Annotated in this window: 12 protein-coding genes; 5 read left to right on the forward strand and 7 right to left on the reverse strand. The window is 67.2% G+C overall.

Annotated features, from left to right (window positions below):
* Positions 1-150 precede the first annotated feature (150 nt).
* Positions 151-1,608 carry a glutamate--tRNA ligase gene (locus KA419_12085; GenBank protein MBP7866675.1) on the reverse strand — a complete coding sequence of 486 codons (1,458 nt, stop codon included), beginning with the start codon at positions 1,606-1,608 and terminating at the stop codon, positions 151-153.
* A gap of 183 nt (positions 1,609-1,791) precedes the next feature.
* The gene (locus KA419_12090; GenBank protein ID MBP7866676.1) at positions 1,792-3,507 is read right to left on the reverse strand and encodes a glutamine--tRNA ligase/YqeY domain fusion protein; all 1,716 of its coding nucleotides are present in this window, start codon (positions 3,505-3,507) and stop codon (positions 1,792-1,794) included.
* Positions 3,508-3,969: 462 nt separating this feature from the next.
* Here KA419_12090 and KA419_12095 point away from each other — a divergent pair, with 462 nt between their 5' ends.
* Both KA419_12095 and KA419_12100 read left to right on the forward strand, forming a co-directional pair.
* Entirely contained in the window at positions 3,970-9,954 is a 5,985-nt protein-coding gene (locus KA419_12095) for a hypothetical protein (GenBank protein MBP7866677.1), read from the forward strand.
* A 262-nt stretch (positions 9,955-10,216) separates the two neighbouring features.
* Entirely contained in the window at positions 10,217-11,536 is a 1,320-nt protein-coding gene (locus KA419_12100; GenBank protein MBP7866678.1) for a M48 family metalloprotease, read from the forward strand.
* 391 nt (positions 11,537-11,927) lie between these two features.
* Here KA419_12100 and KA419_12105 read toward each other — a convergent pair whose 3' ends face one another.
* The 4 genes from KA419_12105 to KA419_12120 all read right to left on the reverse strand — a co-directional run bounded on the left by KA419_12105 (position 11,928) and on the right by KA419_12120 (position 16,974).
* Positions 11,928-13,478 (reverse strand): hypothetical protein, encoded by a 1,551-nt coding sequence (locus tag KA419_12105; protein ID MBP7866679.1) that lies wholly within the window; start codon positions 13,476-13,478, stop codon positions 11,928-11,930.
* Positions 13,479-13,517: 39 nt separating this feature from the next.
* Positions 13,518-14,027: a peptidyl-prolyl cis-trans isomerase gene (locus tag KA419_12110; protein MBP7866680.1), complete on the reverse strand. Its 510-nt coding sequence runs from the start codon at positions 14,025-14,027 to the stop codon at positions 13,518-13,520.
* Between the two features lie 504 nt (positions 14,028-14,531).
* Positions 14,532-15,710, reverse strand: coding sequence for a class I SAM-dependent rRNA methyltransferase (locus KA419_12115; protein MBP7866681.1), 1,179 nt, complete (start codon positions 15,708-15,710; stop codon positions 14,532-14,534).
* A gap of 4 nt (positions 15,711-15,714) precedes the next feature.
* Positions 15,715-16,974 (reverse strand): DUF3327 domain-containing protein, encoded by a 1,260-nt coding sequence (locus KA419_12120; GenBank protein MBP7866682.1) that lies wholly within the window; start codon positions 16,972-16,974, stop codon positions 15,715-15,717.
* Positions 16,975-17,345: 371 nt separating this feature from the next.
* Between KA419_12120 and KA419_12125 the strand changes: the two genes are divergently transcribed.
* On the forward strand, positions 17,346-20,270 hold the full coding sequence (locus tag KA419_12125) for a DEAD/DEAH box helicase family protein (GenBank protein MBP7866683.1): 2,925 nt from the start codon (positions 17,346-17,348) through the stop codon (positions 20,268-20,270).
* 720 nt (positions 20,271-20,990) lie between these two features.
* Here KA419_12125 and KA419_12130 read toward each other — a convergent pair.
* Positions 20,991-23,171 (reverse strand): S46 family peptidase, encoded by a 2,181-nt coding sequence (locus tag KA419_12130; GenBank protein MBP7866684.1) that lies wholly within the window; start codon positions 23,169-23,171, stop codon positions 20,991-20,993.
* Positions 23,172-23,326: 155 nt separating this feature from the next.
* Between KA419_12130 and KA419_12135 the strand changes: the two genes are divergently transcribed.
* Positions 23,327-24,049 carry a UMP kinase gene (locus KA419_12135; protein MBP7866685.1) on the forward strand — a complete coding sequence of 241 codons (723 nt, stop codon included), beginning with the start codon at positions 23,327-23,329 and terminating at the stop codon, positions 24,047-24,049.
* A gap of 204 nt (positions 24,050-24,253) precedes the next feature.
* Positions 24,254-25,419 (forward strand): protein kinase (locus KA419_12140; protein ID MBP7866686.1); only part of this gene is annotated, 1,166 nt, incomplete at its 3' end.

The following is a 25,419-nucleotide window of genomic DNA, read 5'->3' on the forward strand; positions in this document are numbered from 1 at the left end:
CGGGATAGAGTGTCGGGTTTCGGGTGTCGGGTTTCGGGTTTCGAGGGCCCGTTTTCATGGGGCGGGTGAAAAATGTCGTTCTGAAGCCGTCTCCCCGACACCCGCTCCCCGCTCCCCGACACCCGACACCTGAAACCTGACACCTTCCCCTCACTCCCAGGGCCGCCGCTCGATGAAGGCGCGGAGGCGCCGGACGCAGCGTTTCTTCCCCAGGACCTTCAGCATCTCGAAGAGGCCGGGGCCCTCGGAGCGGCCGCTGACGGCCAGGCGGGTGGGGTGGATCACCTTGCCTGCGCCGAAGCCGCGCCGGGCGGCCATCTCGCGAACGATCTCCTCCAGCGGGTGAATGTCGAAGGCCTCCATCTTTTCCAGGGCGCCGGCCAGTTCGGTCATCACGTCGGCGACGTCGGGGGTCTTGCGGGCCGTCAGGATCCCCTTCTCGTCGTAGGTGTCGGGGTCGGTGAAGAAGTAGGTCGAGAGCCGTTCGATGTCCGTCAGGACGTTCATCCGCTCCCGGAAGAGCCCGGCCATCTCCACGAGGGTCTCGCGGGGGTAGTCGCCCGGCCAGCCAGGGACCTTCGCCAGGAAGGGCTCGCAGCGGCGGTACAGGGTCTCGTTGTCCAGCATCTTGATGTACTGGAGGTTCATCCACTTCAGCTTCTCCACGTCGAAGACCGCCCCGTGGGAGACCACCCGGCCGAGGTCGAACAGCTCCACCATCTTCTCGCGGGGGAGGATCTCCTGGTCGTCGGGGGGCGCCCAGCCCAGGAGGGTCAGGAAGTTGAAGAAGGCCTCGGCGAGGAAGCCCTGGGCCTCGTAGTCCACCACGTTGGTGGCGCCGTGCCGCTTGCTCAGCTTGGACCGGTCGGTGCCCAGGATCATGGGGATGTGGCCGAAGCGGGGCGCTTCGATCCCCAGGGCCTGGTAGATCATGATCTGCTTGGGCGTGTTGGGGATGTGGTCCTCGCCGCGCACCACGTGGGTGATGCCCATGCCGGCGTCGTCGATCACCACGGCGAAGTTGTAGGTGGGGTAGCCGTCGGACTTGGCGGCCACCAGGTCGTCCAGCAGCTCGGGGCTGATGGCGATGGGGCCCTTGCAGAGGTCGTCCCACGCGATGGGGGCGTCCGCGTCGATGCGCACCCGCACCATGAACGGCTCGCCGGCGTCCGCCCGGCGCTTCGCCTCCTCCGGCGGGATGGCCAGGCACGCCCGGTCGTAGCGGGTGTTCTGCCCCGCGGCCACCTGGGCCTCGCGCATCCGGTCCAGGCGCTCGGCGCTGCAGAAGCAGCGGTAGGCCTTCCCCTCCGCCAGGAGCTTGTCCAGGGCCGCCCGGTAGAGGGGCAGGCGCTGGGCCTGGAAGTAGGGGCCGCGCTCGCCGCCGGCCTCGGGGCCCTCGTCCCAGTCCATCCCCAGCCAGCGCATCCCGTCCATGATGGAGCGGGTGTACTCGTCCTTCGACCGTTCCTGGTCGGTGTCCTCGATGCGGAGGATGAACTTCCCGCCGTGGCGGCGGGCGAAGAGCCAGTTGAAGATGGCCGTGCGGGCGCTCCCCACGTGGAGGTTCCCCGTGGGCGACGGCGCGAAGCGTACGCGGATTTCACTCATGATAAAGTACCTCGTTTGCTTGTCGGAAATAGCTGTTTAGGCTGAAGGCTGTTAGGCTGAAGGCTGAAGGCTGTTAGGCTGAAGGTGTTTAGGCTGATAGTTCGTTACCCGGAGATCGTCTGGTTTTCATGAATCATCCTGTTTTGCCGAATTCCTCCGACCTTCAGCCTAACAGCCTTCAGCCTAACAGCCTTTCTTCTCAATCTTCGCCCAGGAGTCCTTCAGCGTCGCGGTCCGGTTGAACACGGGCCGGTCCGGGGTCGAGTCCCGGTCGACGGTGAAGTAGCCCTGGCGCAGGAACTGGAAACGGCTCCCCGGCGCGGCGGCGGCGAGCCCCGGCTCCGCTTTGCAGCCCCGGAGGACCTCCAGGGAGGCCGGGTTGACCTGGGTCCGGTAGTCGGTCCCCTCCGGCTCGCCGGGGAAGGGGACGGTGAAGAGCTGGTCGTAGAGCCGCACCTCGGCGTCCACGGCGTGGGCGGCACTGACCCAGTGGGCCGTGCCTTTCACCACGCGCTTGTCGGGGGTGTCGCCGCCCCGGGTGGCCGGGTCGTACGTGCACCGGAGTTCCACCACCTCGCCGGTGGCGGGGTCCTTGACCACCTCCTCGCACTTGACGATGTAGGCGTGCTTGAGGCGGATCTCCCGGCCCGGCGCCAGGCGGAAGAACTGCCTGGGCGGGTCCTCCCGGAAGTCGTCCCGCTCGATCCAGACCTCACGGGAGAAGGGGACCTGCCGGGTGCCGGCCTCGGGGTCCTCCGGGTTGTTGACGGCCTCCAGCATCTCCACCCGGTCCTCGGGGTAGTTCACCAGCGTCAGCTTCAGGGGGCGCAGGACGGTCATCACCCGCGGGGCCCGGCGGTTGAGGTACTCGCGCACGCAGTGCTCCAGGAGGGCGAAGTCGACGGTGCTGTTGACCTTGGCCAGGCCGATCCGCTCGCAGAAGTCGCGGATGGCCTCGGGCGGGTAGCCGCGGCGGCGCATGCCCGCCAGCGTGGGCATCCGCGGGTCGTCCCAGCCCGCGACGATCCCCTCTTGGACCAGGGCCAGGAGGCGTCGCTTGCTCATCACCGTGTAGGTGAGGTTCAGCCGGGCGAACTCGATCTGCTGGGGGTGGTGCGGGGTCTTGAGGACGTCCAGGACCCAGTCGTAGAGGGGCCGGTGGTCCTCGAACTCCAGGGTGCAGATGGAGTGGGTGATCCCCTCGATGGCGTCGGAGAGACAGTGAGTGTAGTCGTACATGGGGTAGATGCACCACGCGTCGCCGGTGCGGTGGTGGGAGGCCTTGAGGATGCGGTAGATCACCGGGTCCCGCATGTTGATGTTGGGGGAGGCCATGTCGATCTTCGCCCGCAGGGTGCGGGAACCCTCGTCGAACTCGCCGGCGCGCATCCGGCGGAAGAGGTCGAGGTTCTCCTCCGCGGGGCGGTCCCGCCAGGGGCTCGGTTTTCCGGGCTCGGTGAGGGTACCCCGGTGGGCGCGCATCTCCTCCGCGCTCAGGTCGCACACGTACGCCAGGCCCAGCCGGATCAGGTCCTCGGCGTAAGCGTAGAGCCGGTCGAAGTAGTCGGAGGCGTAGTAGAGCCGGTCGGCCCAGTCGAAGCCCAACCAGCGGACGTCCTGCTGGATGGAGTCCACGTACTCCGTGTCCTCCTTGCTGGGGTTGGTGTCGTCGAAGCGCAGGTTGCACAGCCCCCCGAACTCGTTGGCGAAGCCGAAGTTGATGCAGATGGACTTGGCGTGGCCGATGTGGAGGTAGCCGTTGGGCTCCGGGGGGAAGCGCGTGTGGACGCGGTTCGAGAACTTGCCGGTCTGGTTGTCCTTCAGGATGATGTCCCGGATGAAGTTGGACGGAATCGGGGCGCCGGCGGCCTCGCTCGGGGTGCTGGGGGTGCTGGGCATGTCGCCTCCTTGATCACGCTCGGTATCCGCTTGCAACCGGCGGCCCCGGCTGCAAAAAACCTCATTTTAGGCAACGGCCCCCGCGAAGTCAACGGGTTTGCGGCGAGACCCGACCCGGATAAACGGAAAAGGAAATGCGAAATACACGGAATACAGGAATGGCGAGGAAGCCACAGATCCCACGAACGGGTCTTCAAAGGACGAAAGGACCAAAAGGACCAAAACGACCCAAAGGACGGCAGACCTCAACGTTTCGCCCTTTCACGTCTCCTGACCATTTTTCGCCGGCCGGCCCGGCGCTCTTCGCTCGGCTAAGCGCTCCCTGCGCCCCTCCCGGCTGAAATCGGTTGATCGGCCATTCGCGGGGCGCTATACTGGCGAAAGAAGTCTGCAAGGAAACGGAGCGGTGCGTGTCAAATCAACTGTGCCCGTGTGAAATCCCTCGGAGATCGGGAGGTGCCCATGCGTTGGATCGGGATCGGAATCCTCGTCGGGATGGTGATGGCCATGGCCCGCGGTGCTGAGCCGCCGGCCCCGTCCTCCACGGCCGTGCTGTGGGACGAGGTGAAGAAGGCCGTCGATGCCGGCTTGCCCAAGACCGCCGTCGAAAAGCTGGACCTCATCCTGCAGAAGACCGCCGCCACCCAGAAGTGGGGCGAGTGGCTCAAGGCCCTCGGGAGGAAGATCACCCTCGACGCGGTGATCCAGGGCAACCGGCCCGAGGAGAAGGTGGGTCGGCTGAAGACGGCCATGGAGAAGGCCCCGAAGGAACTGCTCCCCATCCTCCGGACCGTTTTGGCCGAGTGGTTCTGGCAGTATTACCAGCGGAACCGCTGGCGCTTCATGAACCGGTCCGCCACCGAGGGCGGCGCCTCCGAGGACTTCACCTCCGAGGACTTCACCACCTGGGACCTGCCGAAGCTCTTCCGGGAGATCGACGGCCTCTACACCCGGGTGCTGGCCGAGGAGGACCTCCTCAAGAAAACGCCGCTCTCGACCCTGAAGGACTTCCTCGAGCCGGGCGCCCTCGACGGCAAGCTGCGCCCGACCCTCTTCGACTTCGTCGCCTTCGAGGCGCTGGACTTCTACACCAGCGCGGAGCAGGCCAAGGCCCAGCCCGAGGACGCCTTCGCCATCGACGCAGCTTCCCCCGCTTTCGCCTCCTGGAAGGATTTCCTGGCCTGGGAGCCGAAGACCGCGGACGCTGACTCGCCGAAAGTCAAAGCCCTGGCCCTCTACCGGAAGCTGATCGCCTTCCACCGGGGCGATGCCGACCCCTCCGCCCGGATCGACGCGGACCTTCACCGGCTGGTCTACCTCAAGAACGAGGCCTATGGCGAGGGAAAGGTCGGGACCTTCCTCCAGCGCCTGGAGGAACTCGCCAGTGCGCACCCCGGCGTGCCGGTGACCGCCCTGGTCCGTTTCTACCAGGCGAAAGCCCTGGAGGACGAGGGCGAACGGGTCAAGGCCCTCCGGGTCGCCCTGGACACGGAAAAGGCCTTCCCCGGGACGCCCGGCGCCCAGGCCTGCCGCTGCGTGGCCGACCGGATCCGCATGAAGACGGCCACCATCGGCGGCGAGCGGACCATTCCCCCCGAGAAGGGGAGCCTCGAAGTCCGCTACAAGAACTTCGACAAGCTGTACCTGCGCGTGGTGGCCGACGACTGGAAAGCGTTCACGCGCCGCAAGTGGGGGCACCCCAACCAGTTGGAGGACGACCGGTTCCAGACCCTGCTGGCCGCCCGGCCGGTGGCCGAGTGGAGCGTCTCCCTCCCGGCGACCCCCGATTACACGGAACGGGTCCACCCCGTGGAGGTCCCGGCGCTCAAACCCGGTTACTACCGACTCCTGGTGAGCTGGCAGCCGGATTTCCGGAACTCCTCCATGCTCCAGACCGCCTGGGTCTGGGTCAGCCGACACACCCTGGTGCGACGACTCCGCCAGGGGGCCGTCGAGGGTTTCGTGCTGGACGCGGTGAGCGGCGAACCGGTGCCCGGCGCCACGGTTTCCCTGATGGTGCGGCAGAACGAGTACTACCACTTCACGGCGAAAACCACGTCGGGCCCCGACGGCTTCTTCGACCTGAGTTCGCCGAGCCTGGGCTACGACAGCCACCTCCACGTCGAAAAGGACGGCGAGGAACTCTTCGACGCCCAGAACGTCTACCCGGACCGCCAGGGCGTCCCGGAGCCCCGCGACCAGGCGGTCTTCTTCACCGACCGGGCCCTCTACCGGCCCGGCCAGACCATCTACTTCAAGACCATCCTGGTCCGGGTGGACGACGCCGGGCGCAACTACACCGTCCTCCCGGGGCGCCCGGTCACGGTGGTCCTCCGGGACCCCAACGGCCAGGAGGCCGGCCGGCTCTTCCTGGTGACCAACGACTTCGGGAGCGCCAGCGGCCAGTTCACCGTCCCCTCGGGGCGGCTGACCGGCCTCATGACCCTCCTGGCGGAGAGCTGCCAGGGCTCCGACCAGTTCCGGGTGGAGGAGTACAAGCGTCCCAAGTTCCGCGTGGAGATGGAAACCCCGAAGACGGCCTTCAAGCTCGGCGACACGGTGGAGGTGAAGGGAAAGGCCCTCGCCTACACCGGGGCCGCCGTGGACGGCGCGGGCGTGCGCTACCGGGTGGTGCGCCTGGCCCGGTACCCCTACTGGTGGGAGTGGTTCCACGGGCCCGCCAGGAGCGCATCCCAGGAAATCGCCCACGGGAAGGTGAAGACGGGGCCCGACGGGTCCTTCTCCGTCACGTTCCCGGCCCGGCCGGACCGGTCCATTCCCGAAAGCGACGGGCCGACGTTCGCTTTCCAGGTGTTCGCGGACGTCACGGACACCGCCGGCGAGACCCGGTCCGGCCAGGCGACCGTCAACCTGGGCTACGCGGCCCTGGCGCTCCGCCTGGAAGCGAAGAGCCTGCTGACGGGCGGGGAGCGTTTCCCCCTGAAGGTGTACGCCGAAACCCTCGACGGCAATCCCCTCTCGGCGGAGGGCACCGTGACGGTTTACGCCCTGAAACAGCCCGAAAAGCCCGTCCGGGCGCCCCTCGGCTCGCCCTGGTCCTGGATGCCGGCCGGGGACGGGACCGGTTCGTCGGTCTGGCAGCGATGGCCGCAGGGGAACCAGGCCGAGCAGGCCCCCTTCTTCGTCAAGGACAAGCCCGTCGAGGTCTCCCTTGCGCTTCCCCCCGGGCTCTACCGGGCGGAGGTGGTCTCCCGGGACGCCTACGGGAAGGAGGTCAAGGCCCTGCTGCCCCTCCAGGTCCTGCCGGCCTGGGACGGGGAGAAGTTCGGGCTGAAGCTCCCGTCCGTGGCCGTCGCGCGGGACGCCGCCGTCCCGGTGGGCGGGACCGCCGACGTCCTCTGGGGCACCGGTTACGATTCCGGGCGCTGCGTGGTGGAGGTGGAGCACGACGGCAAGGTCCGCGAGCGGCACTGGAGCCGGCCCGGCACCACCCAGCACCGGGTGAAGGTCCCGGTGGGCGAGGCCTTCCGCGGCGGGTTCGCCGTCCGGGTGACCTACGTCCGGGAGAACCGGAACTACACCACCGTCCTGCCGTTCTCCGTCCCCTGGGACAACAAGGACCTGGAGCTGTCCTTCGAGACCTTCCGGGAGAAGATGCAGCCGGGGGCGAAGGAGACCTTCGTGGTGAGGGTCAAGGGCAAAAAGGCGGACGTGAAGGCCGCGGAGATGGTGGCGGCCCTCTACGACGCCTCACTGGACCAGTTCTACGCCCACGCCTGGCCCGGTTTCAGCTTCTACCACCAGGACCGCTACCCGCCCTGGACCGTCTTCACCAACGCCCGGCAGGACTTCAACCTGTGGCGGGAGACCTGGAACAGCTTCGAGCGGATGCCGGAGCTGACCTACGTCCACTTCCCGCAGGAAATTTCCCAGAGCCTCTTCTCCTTCGGTTTCCCCGGCGGGGAAGGGCAGCGGCGCTACAAGTCCGCCCGGCCCCGCAACGGCGACACGGGGGCCGTGCCCGAAGCCATGCCGGCGCCGCCCCCCGCCCCGTCCGTGGCGGCGCCGATGGCGGAAGCCGCGCCGGCGACGCTGGACGCCGCGGCCGACAAGGGAGGGGCCGCGGACGACGAGAACCAGCCGGGCCAAGCGCCGGCGGCCGCGCCCAAGCCCGACCTGGGCGACGTGAAGGCGCGCGAGAACCTCAACGAGACCGCTTTCTTCTTCCCCTCCCTGGTGATGGAGGCGGACGGCACCGTGGCGATGGCGTTCACCATGCCGGAAGCCCTCACCGAGTGGAAGTTCCTGGGCTTCGCCCACACCGCCGACTGCATGCGGGGAGCGCTGACCGGGACCACCGTCACCCAGAAGGACCTCATGGTCCAGCCCAACCCGCCCCGCTTCCTGCGGGAGGGGGACGAGATCGAGTTTACCGCCAAGGTGACCAGCCTGGCGGAGAACCCCCTTGAAGGGATCGTTCGTCTCGAGTTTGCCGACCTGCTGACCGGCAGGCCCGTGAGCGAGGCCCTGGGCCTGGCCGAGACGGACCGGGCCTTCCACCTCGACCCCAAGTCCAGCAACGCCTTCTCCTGGCGCCTGAAGGTCCCGGTGGGGCAGGGACCCCTGACCTACACGGTCCGCGCGAAGGCGGGCGACTTCTCCGACGGCGAGGCCGGCTCGCTGCCGGTGCTGTCGGGGCGGGTCTTCGTCACCGAGTCCGTGCCGCTGTGGGTCCGGGGGCCCGAGACCCGGAAGTTCGCCTTCCCGCGCCTGGGCGAGATCGGGACCTCGCCGGGCCTCGCCCCGGCCGGCCTGACGGTCCAGATGGCCTCCAACCCGGCATGGTACGCGGTGCAGGCGCTGCCCTTCCTCATGGAGTTCCCCTTCGAGTGCGCCGAGCAGATCTTCCACCGCCTCTACGCCAACACCCTGGCCCAGCGGGTGGCCCTCTCCAACCCGCGGATCCGGCAGATCTTCGAGGCCTGGCGCGGGACGGACGCCCTCAAGTCCAACCTGGAGAAGCACCAGGAGCTGAAGTCGGTCCTGCTGGAGGAGACCCCCTGGGTCCTGGACGCCAAGAAGGAGTCCCAGTCCAAGCGCAACGTGGGGCTCTACTTCGAACCCAACACCGTGGAGGCCAACCTCGCTTCCGCCCGGGAGAAGCTCGCGAACATGCAGCTCTCCAACGGCGCCTGGCCGTGGTTCCCGGGCGGGCGCCCCTCGCCCTGGGTCACCCTGGTGGTGGTGACGGGGTACGGGAAGCTGCGACGCTTCGGTGCCGACCTGGACGTCTCCATGGCCGTGAAGGCCCTCGACTACCTCGACGACTGGCTCGCCGAGCGCTACCGCCAGATCCCGAAGAAGGACCGGCCGCTCAACCACCTCTCCCACGACATCGCCGCCTACCTCCACGGCCGCAGCTTCTTCCTCAAGGACAAGCCCGTGGCCGCGGGCAGCCAGGAGGCGCTGGCCTACTTCCTGGGCCAGGCGAAGCAGCACTGGCTCAAGCTCAACTCCCGGATGAGCCAGGGGCACCTGGCCATCGCCCTCAAGCGCTTCGGCGACCCCGTCACCGCCGGCGGCATCATGGCCTCCCTCAAGGAGCGGAGCGTCACCAGCGAGGAACTGGGGACCTTCTGGCGGGAGGACGAGCTGTCCTGGTGGTGGTGGCGCGCCCCCATCGAGACGCAGGCCGTCATGATCGAGGCCTTCGACGAGGTCTGTGCCGACGCGAAGACGGTGGAGGACTGCCAGGTCTGGCTGCTCAAGCAGAAGCAGACCCAGGCGTGGAAGACCACCACTGGGACCGCCGACGCCGTCTACGCCCTGCTTCTGAAGGGTCAGGACCTCCTCTCCGACAGCGAGCCCGTGGAGGTGACCCTGGGCACGACGGAGGTGAAGCCCGAAAAGATCGAGCCGGGGACGGGCTTCTACGAGGTGCGCTACGACGGCCCCGCCGTGAAGCCGGAGTTCGCCGACGTCTCGGTGAAGAAGGTCACGAAGGGGATCGCCTGGGGCGGCGTCCACTTCCAGTACTTCCAGGACCTCTCGGCGGTGACGGCCCACGAGACCAACCTGAAGCTGGAAAAGGCCCTCTTCGTCAACCGCGACACGCCCAGGGGCCCGGTGATCGAGCCGGTGACCGGCCCGCTGCAGGTGGGCGACCTGGTGACGGTGCGCATCACCCTGCGCACGGACCGGGACATGGAGTTCGTCCACCTCAAGGACGGACGGGGGAGCGGGATGGAGCCCACCAGCGTGCTGTCCGGGTACCGTTTCCAGGACGGGCTGGCCTACTACCAGTCCACCCGGGACACGGCCTCCCACTTCTTCATCGACTACCTGCCCAAGGGGACCTACGTTTTCGAGTACACCCTCCGGGTGCAGCTCCGGGGCAAGTACCCCTCGGGCTTGGCGGAAATCCAGTGCATGTACGCCCCCGAGTTCAACAGCCACTCCGCCAGCGTGCCGATGGAGGTGAAGTAGCCGGCCCGCGAAGGGATATGGCCCGCGAATGACGCGAATCGACGCGAATAGGGATTGAAGCCGGCGAGACCCAAGGTTCGACGAGGAAGACAGTTCCAGATACCGGTTAACTGTGCACTGCCGGGATCATTGTGGAAACGCAGGGGCGCAAAGGCGCAGGGAAATTTCTGCCAGAGCGCTTTCTCTTTGCGATCACTGCGTGTTCTGTGGTCAAATTGTCCCGCCGGGTCGGCCGGAAAAGATCATCCAGCAGGAGGTCCGTGTGGCGATCAACTGGGACGACGTGCGGTACCGGGGGGACGCCCGGGACGTGAACGAGTTGTACGAGGTGTACCGGGTCAAGGACTACCTGGCGGCCTTCGAGGAAAACCTGCGGCGGCAGGACGCGGGGATCCGGGAGCAGTTCCTCAAGGACGGCATCCGGCTGAGCCGGACCCTTTCCCCCCGCATCTTCACCATCTACCAGGACCTCTGCGACCGCCTGGGCACCCCCATGGACGTGGAGATCTTCTGCCTCCCCGACGCGGCAGTCAACGCCGTGGCCATCCTGGACATCCAGGAGGCCGGGACCTGGTCGCTGGTGGGCGTCACCGCCGGGGCCCTGGAAAAACTCGACGACGACGAACTGAAGGCCATCCTGGGGCACGAGGTGGGACACTTCCTCTTCGGCAACCACCGCCTGAGCGCCCTGCGCAACACCGACCCCGACAACCCTGCCCTGACGGTGCTCCCCGTCTTCGGCGAGAGCCTCTTCCTGCGCTGGCAGAAGAAGGCGGAGATCAGCGCCGACCGGGTGGGGCTCCTGGCGTGCGGCAACCTCCAGGCGGCGGCCCGGGCCCTGCTCAAGGCCACCTTCGGCCTCAGCGACCGCAACATCAACATCGACATCGCGGCCCTCATGGCCCAGATCGACGAGATCCGGGGGCACCCCGAGATGATGCGGGAGGCCTTCTCCTCCCACCCGCTGTTGCCGGTCCGGCTCAAGGCCCTGGAGTCCTTCTCCCGCTCGGCCAAGGCCGCCCGGAACGGTTTCCCGGCCGCCGCCGAGCCGCTGGACGACGAGGCCCTCGAAAACGAGACCGACGCCCTGGTGGCCCTCAGCCGGCGTTACCCCCACAAGCGGGTGGGCGAGGCCGTGATGCGGGCGGTGGCTCTGGGCGGGGTGCGGGTCCTCTCCGCCGACGGCGACGTGAGCGAGCAGGAGATCAAGATCCTCATCTCACTCCTCTACAAGCACTTTACCGACGAGCCCGAGAAGGAGATCGTCACGGACCCGGACAAGCTCGACCAAGCGCTCCCGAAGGAGCTGGCCGTCATCCGCGAGGACGGGGACCCCGACGACGCGGGCTTCGTCCTCTCCCGCCTGGCGGACGTGGCCCTGGCGGACGGGGCGCTCCTGGAGCCCGAGGGCGGGGTCATCCTGGAGATCGCCGAGAAGCTGGAGTTCCCCGTGCGATCCGCCTACGGGATCCTCATGCAGGCCGCCCAGGAGGTGGGTTTCCAGGTGGACCAGAAGCTCAACCGCCTCGCCGACCAGTTCAAGCAGTCCCTGACCCGGAACCCTCCCTCACCCGGGAAGTAGCGCCTTCACAGTAAGCTCGTTGCCCAATCGCGACTGATTTTGGGAACGACCCTACGAGACGGCGGCCTGGAGCGATTCGAGGGGAATTTCCCGATGGGGAGCACGCTTTTCCGCATGCGGCCCTCCCCGTGCCTTTGTGCCTCCGTGAGAGACCCTTGCGGAATCTCTCTCACAGAGGCACGGAGGCACAGAGAAGATGCACGGCCGATTCCCGTGAACAGGCCAGACACTTTTCGGTCCGTCTTCCGACTTTTTGCGAACCCGTCATATAGTGGCCGCCTTGAACCGCGTGCTTCGGCCTCGGAATCCCGTCCGTGTATTTCGTGTATTTCGTGGTTCCTTTTCCGTTTATCCGGGTTGGGCCCCTCGAAGGAAGATCTTTGGCAGGCGGTCATTCGCCCAGGAGTTCGTGGAGGACGCGGCGGAGGACGGAGGTGCGGTAGAGGTCGAAGTGGTTCAGGCCTTTCAGGATGTAAGCTTGAAACGCGTCGTCGGAGGGTTGGGCGCCGATGTCGTTGTCGGCGTTGTCCGAGAAGATGCAGCGGACTTTCATCACGCGGGAGAGATCCCGCAAGGCCCCCATTCGGGATGTGGTGGTCACCTCCCCGAAGTCGTCCAGGACCTGACGGGCCAGGTCCGCCAGGAGCCGGGTATTCCCCCGGCCCTTCCCGAAAACGTCGATGAAGTACTTCTGGAGGCGAAGCCAGGCGCTGAAGCTCTCCCCCTGGTCGATGATCTCCCGGTTGGTCTCGAGGATGAAGGCCGTCAGGTCGTCGCCGGGGCGGAGCCGGGCCAGGCGGCGGGACAGGAAGCAGGTGTGGGGGCCCAGGTTGCAGTCGAGGGTGACCAGGGCATTCACGTCCTGCTCGGTCAGGATGCAGTCCATGAGCATCCGGGCGAAGATGTCCCCCCCCAGCGAGAAACCGACAAGGACGGTCTGGGCGGGCTGGAGGTCCCGGACCTGGTCCCGGATGAAACGGCCGAGGATCTCGCAGTGCTTCGCGATGGGGATGGAGGGGTATTCCTCGTCGTCGGGGTGGAACCCGTACAGGGAGACGGCCACACAGTGGTAATCCAGGACGGAGATCTGCTGGGTGAAGTCGTGGTGGTCCAGGCCCAGTCCCGACAGGAGGATGATCAGCTTGTCGGAGTGCCGGAACAGGTTGTCAGCGTAGCGGAGCTGGTTGCAGCCGGGGGCGATGACCCCGAGTCCCCGCAGGACGTCGGGCGACACCGTCCAGGACATGGCGTGGGTGTCCACGTTGCGCAGCTGCCGGACCACGTTCCGGGGGACCTGGCGGTTCAGGTTGGCCGGCGCGTCCCCCGCGAACTGGTGCACCGTGATGCGGACGTCGTGCTTGATGAAGATGTTGCGATACTCCAGGAACTTTCCCGGCACCTGCAGCCCGGGGTCCGTCCCCGTGCCGCCCCGTCGAAGGAGACGGTGAACGGGGTCGCCCACCAGGACGTGCCCCCCGTCCCCCAGGTTCATGACCCGGTAGGCGAGGTTGAGGGTGGCCCCGGCGTAGTTTACCTGCCCGTTGAGGTCGGTGTAGCGGAACGCCGGCCCCTCGGAGAGGGCCGCCCGGATCTGGTAGGGCTTCCCCTCGAGCCGCCGGAGCAACTCGAGGGTCATGTCCAGGACGCCCTGGGCGTATGCGCGGCGTGTCGGCAAGTCGGATCGGCCATGGTCCAGGACGATCAGGAGACCGTCCCCGGTGGGGATGAGGTCGGTCCGGAAGGGGCTCTTTCCCTCCGTCCCCAGGTCGCGGAGGAGGGGGGTGTAGTCGTCCAGCAGCGATTCCACCGCGCGCTGGAAATCGATGACCGTCCGGATCTGCTCCACGTCCTGGCGGCTGGAGAACTCGACGATGTCCGTGACGAGCGCAGTGATATGGGTTCGCTCGGGGGCCGGGGCGCTCCCCTCCAGATCTTCGAACATGGTGCCCTCCACGGGGGCGGTCGGGGTCGGTCTCCGAGTTCAGGGGAGCCGTGAAGCCGATTCGATGACGATCGGCTCCTGCGGGACGTCCTGGTGGGGGCCCCGGGAACCGGTCTTCACCTTGCGGAGACGGTCCACCACGTCGGTGCCCGCCGTCACCTTGCCGAACACCGCGTAGCCGTAGTTGCGGGGCGAGGGGTCCTTGTAGTCCAGGAAGGCGTTGTCCGCCACGTTGATGAAGAACTGCGCGGTGGCACTGTTGACGTCGGACGTGCGGGCCATGGCCAGGGTGTACTTCGTGTTCTTCAGGCCGTTGTTCGCCTCGTTGCGGATGGGCGGGCGGGTCTTGCGCTGGACCATGTTCCGGTCGAAACCGCCGCCCTGGATCATGAACCCGTCGATGACGCGGTGGAAGATGGTCCCGTCGAAGTGTCCGTCGTCGACGTACTGCAGGAAGTTCTCCACGGTGAGGGGGGCCTTGTCGGCGAAGAGTTCGATCTCGATGTCACCGGACGTGGTCCGGAGCATGACGCGGGGGTTGTTGCTCATCATGTGCTCCTTTTCGGGTCTGTTTAGTAAGCCTGCAGTTGAAGGCTGCAGGCTATGGGCTGTAGGCTGCAGGTTCAGAGGGTTACTTCCCTGTTCCTGCGGAAGATGAAAACCGGATCGATCGGATCGGTCGGATCGGTCGGATCCGACCGATCGGTCCGATCAAGCTGCTGCCGGACATCCCGTTGGCCGGAAGCGCCGTTGCCGCCGCCCCCGGAGCTCACGCTCCCCCGACTCTCGGGTCAACCCGGCTCTGGCGGCAGCCTGGAGCCTGAATACCGGCCGATGGCGGTGGCGATACCGGCTGCGATGGCGATATCGATTGCGACGGCGATGCCGATGCCGATTGCGATTGCGTCGGCGATACCGATGCCGATTGCGATTGCGATACCGATACCGATACCGATACCGACCCCGATACCGACCCCGATACCGACCCCGATGGGAAACCCTCCGGACCTACAGCCTACAGCCTAAACACCTACAGCCTAACACCTACAGCCTTTACGTCACCCTCACCAGCAGCGCCTTGAGATACTCCGTCTCCGGGTGGAAGACGTTCACGGGGTGGTCCATGGGCTGGGCGAGTTTCCGGAGGATCTGCACGTTGCGCCCGGCATCCACGGCGGCGGCGAAGACGATCTTCTGAAAGGTGGCCGCGTCCACGTGGGCCGAGCACGAGCAGGTCAGCAGCCAGCCTCCCGGGTTGAGCGTCTTCATGGCGTGGAGGTTGACGTCCTTGTAGCCGTGAAAGGCCGCCTGGGCGGCGCTCTGGCGCTTGGCGAAGGCCGGCGGGTCCAGGACCACGAGGTCGTACTTCTCCCCCGGTTTTCGGAGCAGTTCCATCACGTTGGCCCGCACGAAGCCGTGCTTGCCGTCGTCGAGGCCGTTCAGCCGGAAGTTGGCGCGGGCCGCCTCCAGCGCCGGGGCCGAGGTGTCCACGGTCACCGTGCGGGTGGCGCCCCCGAGGGCGGCGGCCACGGAGAAGGCCCCCGTGTACCCGAAGCAGTTCAGCACCGTGCGGTCCCGGGCGACGTCGCGGACCAGACGGCGGTTGTCGCGCTGGTCCAGGAAGAAACCGGTCTTCTGGCCACCGGCAACGTCCACCGTGAAACGGATGCCGTCTTCCTCCACGCCCACGCCCCCGGCGGGAAGCTCGCCCCGGAGCGCCCCCGTGGCCGGCTCGAGACCCTCCTCGGCCCGGGAAGGCCCCTCGCTCCGCTCGTAGATGAACGCCGGCTTCATCATGACGGAAACGATCTCGGCCAGGTCCTGGCGGAAGGGCTCCAGCCCGAGCGCCTGAAGCTGGATCACGATGCCGCCGTCGTAGCGGTCGATGACGAGGCCGGGGAGGAAGTCCCCCTCCCCGTGGCAGACGCGGTAGGCGTTGGTGCCGTGGCCGGCGAAGAGCTTCTGTCGGAGGGACCAGGCCCGGAAAATCCTGTCCCAGAAAAAGTTGCTGTCGATGGGGGCGGGGGTGAAAGAGAGGACCCGAACGGCGATGGAGGTCTTCTCGTTGTAGTACCCCGTCCCCATGAACTTGTGGTCCGCGGCGTAGAGGTCCACGATCCCCCCGTGCCGGACGCCGGGGTCCGCCTTGAGGATCGCCCCGGAAAAGACCCAGTGGTGATGGGCCAAAAGCGGTTTTTCCTTGCCGGGCTTGAGGTAGATCTTCGGGTGCATGGTCTCACCGCCGCGGGGGGGCCAGCGCCATGAGGGCCTGGGGGAAGGCGGCCTGCCAGCAGTTGTAGTCGTGCCCCCCCGCGAACTCGTGGTAATCGGCCCGGTATCCTTTGGCCCGCAGGACGTTTCGGAGGTGCCGGGTGGCGCCCAGCACCGTCGGGTCGTCCTCCCGGAGCCGCCAGCGGTCCAGCCGGCCCGCCTCCAGCCGGAAACGGACCGGGAGCCGGTCCGCCATGGCCAGCAGTTGGGCAAGCCACTCGTGGTCCCGGGGGTACTCGGGGCTCCACCAGAAGGACCCGGACTGGGCCAGGACGTTCCCGAAAACCGTGGGGTAGGTGACGGCGGTGAAGGCCGCGGCAAGCCCCCCGTGACTGGGCCCGCAGAGGATGTTGCCCGAGGGGTCGCCCCCGGCCCGGTACCGGTTGGCCGCCCACGGGAACAGTTCCATCGCGAGGAAGTCGGCGAAGGGTACGTGGCACGCGAACTCCCGGTTCCGCGTGGCCTGGTCCAGGGCGTCCACGAAGAGCGTCACCAGGGGGCGGACCTTTCCCCCGGCGAAAAGGTTGTCCAGGATCGTGGGGGCGGCCAGGGCGGAGACGTAGGTCATGCCGTCCAAAACCACCAGCAGGCCCGGGGGGTCCCCGTCCGGGCGCAACCCGGGCGGGAGGTGGGCCCAAACCCGGCGCTCGTTCCCCAGTCGCTCCGAGTGGACACGGTGCAGCTCGAGGGCCCCCGTTGCAGCCGGGGGGGGCGTCGCGGCCCAGAGGAGCGGGGGGGCCTGGGGGAGTTCGATCACCGAGAGAATTCTCCCTGCGAAGCCCGACTCGGTGTCCGCCGGGAAGATCATCTTCCGGGGGTTGAGGGGGTCGAAATCCCAGGTGGAGGTCCGGGTGCGGAGGTCCTCCACGTGGAGCATGGGGACAAGGGGGTCGTTCGGCGACAGTTGGTAGGTGGCCCGCGCGTCGGCCGGGAGGCGCCAGGTGCGGTACCAGACGTCCGTGTCGGGCAGGTTGCGCATCTGGCCGCACACCGGGTCGTGACCCGTGAAGGAGGAGGCTACCACGACGTTGCGGGTCCCGGGCTTGCCGCGGTGGAGGAAGGTGACCCAGTGGTGGTCGCAGTCACCGGGGATGGACTCGATCAGGGGCGTGCCCGACGACGCCACTTTCTCCCAGAAATCGGCGAGTGCGCCGGGCTTGCCCTGCTTGAGCTGCGCAACCAGCCTTGACAGGCGCTGGCTGATGAGGTGGTCCCGAGGTTCCATGAGCGGCTCCCGTGCCGGTCTCTTTAGCCCACATTCTACCGCAAATTGATCAGTCTCAACCCCATGAAAATGCAGCCCGGAGAAAAATGACGCCCCCGCAAAAAGTCATTTATGCCCGCGAATCACGCGAATGAACGCGAATCAGAAATCAACAATCAATAGATATTATTCGTGTTATAAATTCGCGTATATTCGGGTTATTCGCGGAAAGTCTCCCTTTCGCGACTTTTTGCGGGGTCATCAAAAGTCGCCAGTTGGAGATTCCCCGCGAATAGCGCCGATTGACACGAGGAACGAATACAAAAAGGCTTGCAGCGACCGCGCAGAAAGGCTAACCTTTGCCCTTCGAATTGACCCTGGAGGGACCCCGGATGAAGAAAATCGAGATTCGCGACCGCCGGGCGGTGACGCAGTTGATCAACCGGCAGAAGGAAAGCAATTACGCGGGCTGGATCCGCGGGCTGTCGGCGTTCAACAACGGGCTGGTGGAGGCGCTCACCCTGGAGCGGGACCGGGTCACTTTCCTGGTGACGGACCGGTTCAGGGACTTCCGGCCCGTCCTGGACCTCTCGGACCCCGGCGCCCCCCGCCACGCCTGTGACTGCGGTTCCTACCTGAAGTGCTGCCACCACGTCGTGGCCGCCTTCATTCACCTCGAGCGGCTTGCCGCGGATGCCCCCCCGGCCGCCGACGCCGTGGCGCCGTACACCCGGGGGGAAATGCTCGAGCGCGTCCTGGAGGAACGGCGGGAGCGGGCCCGGACGGAGCCCTTCCGCCTTCAGGAAGGCCCCAGCATCTACGGCCCGCACGAGGTGGTCACGGGCCGGCACAAGCGATACGAGATCACCATCCGCGACTTCGACCGGATGCAGTGGTACTGTTCGTGCCCCGATTTCCGCCTGAACAAGCTGGGGACCTGCAAGCACCTCATGTTCGCCCACGCGAAACTGCACAGCGCCTACCGCGGGGCGTCCGAAAGCGAGAAAGCCGTCTACCCTTACTTCGAGATATTCTGCGACCCGCTCCAGGATTACAAAATCTCCTTTTTTTACAAGGGGATGACTGAGGGGCCGGCCATCGCCGACGCCTGCTTCCACGGGGAGACGCCCCTGGCCCCGACGCGCTACCGCAGCTTTCTCCAGGACCTCGAGGCCTTCGCCGAGCGGCGGGACGTGGTGGTTCGCCCCGAGGTGATCGACACCATCGAGGAACACTGCGAGCGACAGTTGCTCCGCCGGCTGGAGGAGCAGCACGTCCCCGACCTCTCCTGGCTCCGGGCGGACCTTTACGAGTACCAGCGGCAGGGGATCCGTTTCGCGGCCTTCCGGAAGGGATCGGTCATCGCCGACGACATGGGCCTCGGGAAGACGCTGCAGGCCATGGCCGCAGCCTGCCTGAAGCGGGAGATCTTCGACTTCCGCCGGGCGCTGGTCGTTTGCCCGGCGTCCCTGAAGGAGCAGTGGAGGAAGGAGATCGAGAAGTTCACGGGGGAGTCCGCCGTGGTGGCGGCCGGGGGAAAGGACGCGAGACGGAGGCTCTACGAGGCCCCCGAGCCTTTCTTCGTCATCGCGAACTACGAGACGGTCCTCCGGGACGTCACCGCCCTGGCGGCATGCCCGCCCGACCTGGTCATCCTGGACGAGGCCCAGCGGATCAAGAACTACGAGACCAAGACGGCGGAGGCGGTGAAGTCGATCCCGCGGAAACACGCCATCGTCATCACGGGCACCCCCCTGGAGAACAAGCTCATCGACCTCTACTCCATCATGGGTTTCGTGGACCCGAAGCTCCTCGCCCCGTTGTGGGAGTTCTCGCTGAACCACTGCATCTTCGACAAGGAAAAAAAGAACCGCGTGACGGGTTACTTCAACCTCCAGGCCTTGAAGGACAAGCTGAAGGACACCGTGATCCGCAGGGAGAAACGGGAGGTCCTCAGCCAGCTTCCCCCGATCCGCGAGTTGAACGTGCCGGTGACCCTCAGCGCGGAACAGGCGGAGGTCCACGCCGGTTTCGCCCGGTCCGTCAGCGGCATTCTTCGGAAGAAGCACCTGACCCTGGTGGACCTGCAACGCATCCAGAAATTGCTCCTGATGATGCGGATGACCTGCGACTCCACCTACCTGGTGGACGGGAAATCCAATTTCTCCCCGAAACTGGACGAACTGGAGTCCATCCTCGCGGAGAAGCTCGACCTGGTCAACAACCGGCGGAAAGTGCTGATCTTCTCCGAGTGGAAAGACATGCTCACCCTCATCAGTCACCGGCTGGCCCGGCTGAACCTGGGCCACGTGATCCTGACGGGGGACGTGCCGGTGGAGAAGCGGGGCGCCCTCATCGCCGAATTCGAGAGCAACCCCGAGTGCCGCGTGTTCCTGTCGACCGAGGCGGGCGGGGCCGGGCTCAACCTCCAGGTGGCGGACACGGTGATCAACTTCGACCTTCCCTGGAACCCGGCAAAAAAGAACCAGCGGATCGGCCGGATCGACCGCCTGGGTCAGAAGGCGGACAGCCTCCTGGTCATCAGCCTCGTGGCGCTCAACTCCGTCGAGGCCCGGATCGCCGACGGCATCGGCCTCAAACAGGAACTGTTCGACGCTGTCCTCAAGGAGTGCGCGACCGAGGACGTCGTGAACTTCGCCCAGAAGGGGAAGGCGACGTTCTTCACGCAGATGCGTGACCTGCTGGCCGGGTTGGAGCAAGCGGAGAGTCCGGCCGACGGGGCGGAGGAGACCGACCCCTCCCCGGTTCCCTCGTTCGAGGCCGAGCCGGACACCGAAGCCGACGAGACCGGGGCCCTGCTCGGGCCGGAGCAAGCCGAATCGGGCGCCGCGGCGGGGGAGGGGGGCCTGCTCTCGGGTGCGGACGCCATCGCCGTCCCGGAGCTTCTCCCGCTTCCCGCCGAAGGGCCCCTTCCCGCACCGGCGGAGGTCGCCCCGGCCGGGTGGCCGGAACCGGTGACCTCCGGGGAGAGGGCCGGGGATCAGACGCGGGACCGGCGGGAAGACGCCCTGACGGCCCGGCCCGAAACCGGGGTCGGGCCCGGGCCGGGGCCCGAGGCCGGCACGGAACCGGGGAGAGGGACGGGCGCACTGCCCCCGTCCGGGGAGCGGGCGCGGGGGCTGCCCCCGGTTTCCGCCGAGGCGCTGGAACAGACCCTCAACCAGGGGCTCTCGTTCCTCAGCGGCGTCCTGCAGATGGCGACCGGCCAGGCCCTGGCGATGGAAGGGCAATCCATCAGCGTCGACCGCGCCACCGGCGAGGTGACCTTGAAGTTCCGCCTGCCGGGGTTCAATTGACGGGTCTTGACCACCAAACACCTGAAATATGGGGATGAATCAGGTCGCGTGGAAAGCCCGATCAACCGGAGATCAAACCACGAAATACACGGAATACACGGAAATTGAACCACGAACCACACGAACGAGGAGTTCAGAGTTCAGAATCCAGAATTCAGAATTCAGAATTCAGAAAAGATGCGTTCGGGGAGAAGGCATTTTCTCTCACAGAGGCCCTGAGGCACGGAGAAATCCAAATCGTATTTAATAGTATAAACAATTCTGACACCCCCGCAAAAAGTCGCATTTTGCCCGCGAATCACGCGAATAAACGCGAATCAAAATTCAAAAACTGCTAGATATTATTCGTGTTATAAATTCGCGTATATTCGTGTTATTCGCGGGAAATCTCCCTTTCGCGACTTTTTGCGGGCTCATCAATCCTTATGATTTTTCTCCGTGCCTCCGCGCCTCTGTGAGAGCCATTCCGGAGGCTCTCTCCCCGAGGTGCGACGACCCGGTGAAGGCGACCTTGCGCGCCCCTCGGCCGCATCCCTGGCGATCCGGTTTTCTTGGCGGTCTTTGCGCCTTGGCGAGATCCGGATCCGGGTCGTCTCTCGCCAAGGCGCCAAGCGCGCAAAAGGTATCTTTATCCCAAAGGAATAAAAGATGTTAGCAAGCGAATGTCCCCCCGGCAGGGGGTACTTCCGCCGGTTGCGGGTCGTTTGGAGACCCTTGGGCTCACTCCGCCGGCGCGCCGTGCGGGGCCGGGAGGAGTTCGCGGAGGAGGGTCTCCGCACCGGCCAGGCGGTCGAGGAGGAACAGGATGTAGCGGGCGTCCACGCAGACCGCGCGCGAGGCCGCGTCGTCGTGGAGCCAGTCGGAGGCGATCGCCTCGTAGAGGCCGTCGAAGACCAGCCCGACAAGGCGTCCCTCCCCGTCGAGGACAGGGCTCCCGGAGTTGCCGGCCGACAGGTCGGCGTCGCAGACGTAGTTGACGGGGACTTCGCCGGTGGCGGGGTCCGCCCACGGGGCGAGGTCGCGTTGTCGGGCCAGGTCCCGGAGACGCCCGGGGAGCGGGCCGGGGTATGCCCCGTCGTCACGGGCCAGGGCGCCGGCCAGCGTGGTGTTCCAGGTCCCGGCCGCTTTTCCCGCTTCGAGCGCCCGGACCCTCCCCAGGGACACCCGCACGGTCCCATTGGCGTCGGGGGCGGACCGGGCTCCCCCGTCGCGGCCGACGTCGAGGGCCCGCTCCCGGAGTCGCGACAGTTCGTCCCGGTAGGGCCGCTCCCGGGACAGCATCGGGCCGATGTCCCTCCGCAGGGCGCGGTGGAAGCGCAACAGGGGATCACGGTCCTGCCGGGAGCGGTAGTAGCCCGGGTCCATCAACCGGGCCCGCTCGGCGGGGTCCAGCAACCGTGAGCCGTCGATGAGGACCTCCGCCAGGGTGTCGGCGGCGGCTTCCCCCGCCCCCGGTTTCACCTCCTCCAGGGCACGCAGGACGGCCGGTGGGCGGCAGGGTTCCGGCAGGCGGGCCAGGCGCCGGATGAACAGGGACAGCAGCTGCCGGTCGGCCTCCGGGCTCATCCCCCAGCAGGGGCTCTTCAGGCGGCCGGCCAGGGCCTTGAGCGCTCCCGCCCGGAAGTCCGGCGAGCGGGCCTCGTCGGGGAGGTCCCGCTCGTGGTGATAACGGTTCAGGGTGTCGGCCGCGCGGAAAGCGTCGCAGGACCAGACCAGGAAACCCAGGAGCAGGTCCCGCTCGGCGGCCCCCGCGAGGCGTTCCAGGAGTCTGGATTGGGCGTCCAGCAGCCTCCGGAGCGCGACCGGGCCGTCCACCCCCTCTCCCAGGGCCTGCCGGTTTTCGCGGGCGCGGAGGCGGGCGGGAAGGTCCCGGGACTGCATCCCCTCGAGAAGCCCCCGGGCCTGGTCGAGGAGGTTGGCGACCTGCCGGGCCCGGCCGGCCAGGCGCTCCCGCGTCTCCGGGGAGGCTTCCGCCTGCCCGAGGGCCTCGAGCATCTCCCGGAAAAGGGCGACCCGCAACGGGAGGGTGCGCCGCAGGGCGAACTCGGCGTCGGCGCTGGTCCGGGCCCGGCTCGTGACCCCGGGATACCCGATCACGGCCTGGAAGTCCCCGGGCCCCACGCCCCGGGGGGACAACGGGAGGAAGTCCGCGGACGGCCAGGGGACGTTGGCGGGGCCGTGCGGGGCAGGCCGCCCGCGGGGGTCCCCCCAGGCCCGGACCAGGGCGAAATCGGCGGCGAAGCGGGGCATCCGCCAGTTGTCCTCCTCCCCGCCCAGGTCAGCCACGGAACGGGGCGGCGCGTAGACGAGACGGACGTCCGACAGCCTCTGCACCGTGACGCGGTACCAGGTGCGGTGCTCCCCGCCGGGGACGACGCGGCACTCCTCCCCTTCCCGGGCCCGGCACTCGCGGACCAGCCGACCCAGGGCCTCCTGTTCCCGCTCGCGGAGACGGTCGGGCGTCAGGCCGGCGCGGAACACGCCGCGGACGCGGTCGGTCACGTCCTCGATTCCCGTGGTGAGCTCGATCTCCAGGCCGGGGAGCGGAAGTTCCTCCCCGGGGGAGCCCGCGAGAAAACCCTGGGCGGCGGAGAACCCCCCGGCGGCCTCGAGACACGGAAGGAGGGACTGGATGACGTGGTAGTTGGTGAGGACGAGCCCTCCCGGGGAGACGAAGGCCCCCGTCCCGCCCGTGCTGGTCCGGCCGACGGCCCGGCACAGGCGACCCGGCGCGCCGTCGGCGAAGAAGTCGGCGGGTTCGAGGCGGCAACCTTTCGCGGAGAGGGCGTCCGCGGTGACCTGCCAGGGGAGCCACAGGCCTTCGGCGGCGGGGACGCAGGCCACGCCGGCGGCCAGTATCCCGAAGAGGGCAACCCGTCTGGTTACGGAAGCGGTCCTCATGCTGTTTCCCCACGTCGGCCCGGGCCGGGTCGACCCGTCTGATTGTAAAGGTAACCCGGGCGGGCGTAAAGGGGTTTCACCTTGACAAACCGGCCCGATGGGCGGACAATTCAGTCGGGATACACGAGTTGCGAGCGCTTTGCGGTACGGAGGTCGTGCGGATGTCGAAACTGCCGGGTTACGGGCGAGTCCTGCTGAAAGTGAGCGGGGAGGCCCTCCAGGGGAAGACCACCGAACCCTTCGACCCCGAATTCCTGGACTATCTCGGGAACGAGATCTCCGAGGTCGCCGAACTGGGGTACGAGGTGGGGATCGTCGTGGGCGGGGGAAACATCTTCCGCGGGCTTTCCGGGAAGGATTTCGGGGTGGAGCGGGTGACGGGGGACTACATGGGGATGCTGGCCACCCTGATCAACTGCCTGGCCATCTCCGAGGCGCTCAATCGGAAGGGCTGCAAGACGAGGGTCCTCTCCCCGTTTTTCCTCCCCCAGGTCTCGGACGCCGTGTCCTGGGTCAATGCGCGCCAGGCCCTCGAGGAGGGCTTCGTGGTCCTCTTCGCCGGCGGCACGGGGAACCCCTTCTTCACCACCGACTCCGCCGCGGTCCTTCGGGCCCTGGAAGCGGGTTGCCGCGTGGTCCTCAAGGCCACCAAGGTGAACGGCGTCTACGACAAGGACCCCTCCATGAACCCGGACGCCGTCTTCATGCCGCGGCTGACGTACGACGAGGCGCTCTCCCGCAACCTCGGGGTCATGGACGCCACGGCGTTCTCCCTCTGCCGGGAGCACCACCTCCCCATCGTGGTCTTCAACATTTTCGAGCCGGGGAACATCCGCAGGGCGGTGATGGGCGAGCGCGTGGGGTCGCTGGTCAATTGAGGCTGAAGGCTGAAGGCTGATAGGCTGAAGGCTGAAGGCTGTTAGGCTGAAGGTCGGAAGGGACAGAGGTAAGGCTAACGGAGGTAAGGGTTACGGAGGTAAGGGCTACGGGAACAAATGCCGGTCACGGCAATCTCGGGACCTTCAGCCTGACAGCCTTCAGCCTGACAGCCTACAGTCTGAACAGCTAGAGAGGTCGTCGTGTTGGAATCGGGCAGACGCATCCGCGACTACATCCTGGACCGGAAGATCGGGCAGGGGGGGATGGGCGAGGTGTGGCTGGCCCACCACATCATCCTGGAGAAGAAGGTCGCCGTCAAGATCCTCATGGAGGCGCTGGCCGAGGACCCCAACTTCGGCGCCCGCTTCATCGACGAGGCGAAGGCCATGGCGCTTCTCCAGCACCCCAACATCGTCGGGATCAATGAGTTCTTCACCGAGGACGGCGTCTTCTTCCTGGTCATGCCGTTTTTGGACGGCGGCCCCCTGACCCGGCGCCTCCACGAGGCGAACGGGTCCCTCCCTCTTCCCGAGGTGGTGAGCATCTCCTGTGACATCCTGGAAGCCCTCAACCACGCTCACGAGAAGGGGATCATCCACCGCGACGTCAAACCGTCCAACATCCTCCTGAACCGGGAAGGCCGGGCGTTCCTCACCGACTTCGGGATCGCTTTGATGCGCGGCGTGGAGCGGAAGACCCGGACGGGGGTTTCCCTGGGCACACCCCACTACATCAGCCCCGAGCAGCTGGTCAAACCGCGCACCGTCGACAACCGGGCGGACATCTACAGCTTCGGCTGCGTCCTTTACGAAATGCTCACCGGCCGGCCCCCCTTCGACCTGGCGGACAGCGAGGCCGACGTCGACTTCATGGTGAAGCAGGGGCACCTTTTCCAGCCGCCCCCCCCCGTCCGGCAGTTCAACCCGATGGTCCTGCCGTCGGTGGAGGAGGTGGTGGTCCGGTCGCTGGAGAAGGAGCCGGACCGGCGTTTCCCCACGTGCGCCACCTTCGCGGAGGCCCTGAAAAACGCCGCCAAGGCCGGGAGCGCCCTCAATACCGCACCGACGCAGATCCTGGTCTCCCCCCTGGCCGGGACCGTCCGGGTCCAGGGCGTGACGCCACGCCCCGTCCAGCCGGTGGGGGGGCCGACCCCGCCGCCTTCCCCCCGCGCGACCCCCTCGCCCGTTTCGTTGCCGGTCCACGCGCGGCCCACCGCCCCGATGCCCCCGCCGGCGGGCGCGCAGCCCCGGGGGCCCGCCACGGCGCCCCCGGCAACCCCGACGCCGCCTGCCACGGCTCCCCGCTTTTCGGGGCCGTCGGGTCCCCACCCGGTGCCTCCCCCGCCGGCCGCCCCCCCGAGGTCCTACCC

It is taken from the genome of Acidobacteriota bacterium (assembly GCA_018001935.1).
Taxonomy (GTDB): Bacteria; Acidobacteriota; JAAYUB01; order JAAYUB01; family JAAYUB01; genus JAGNHB01.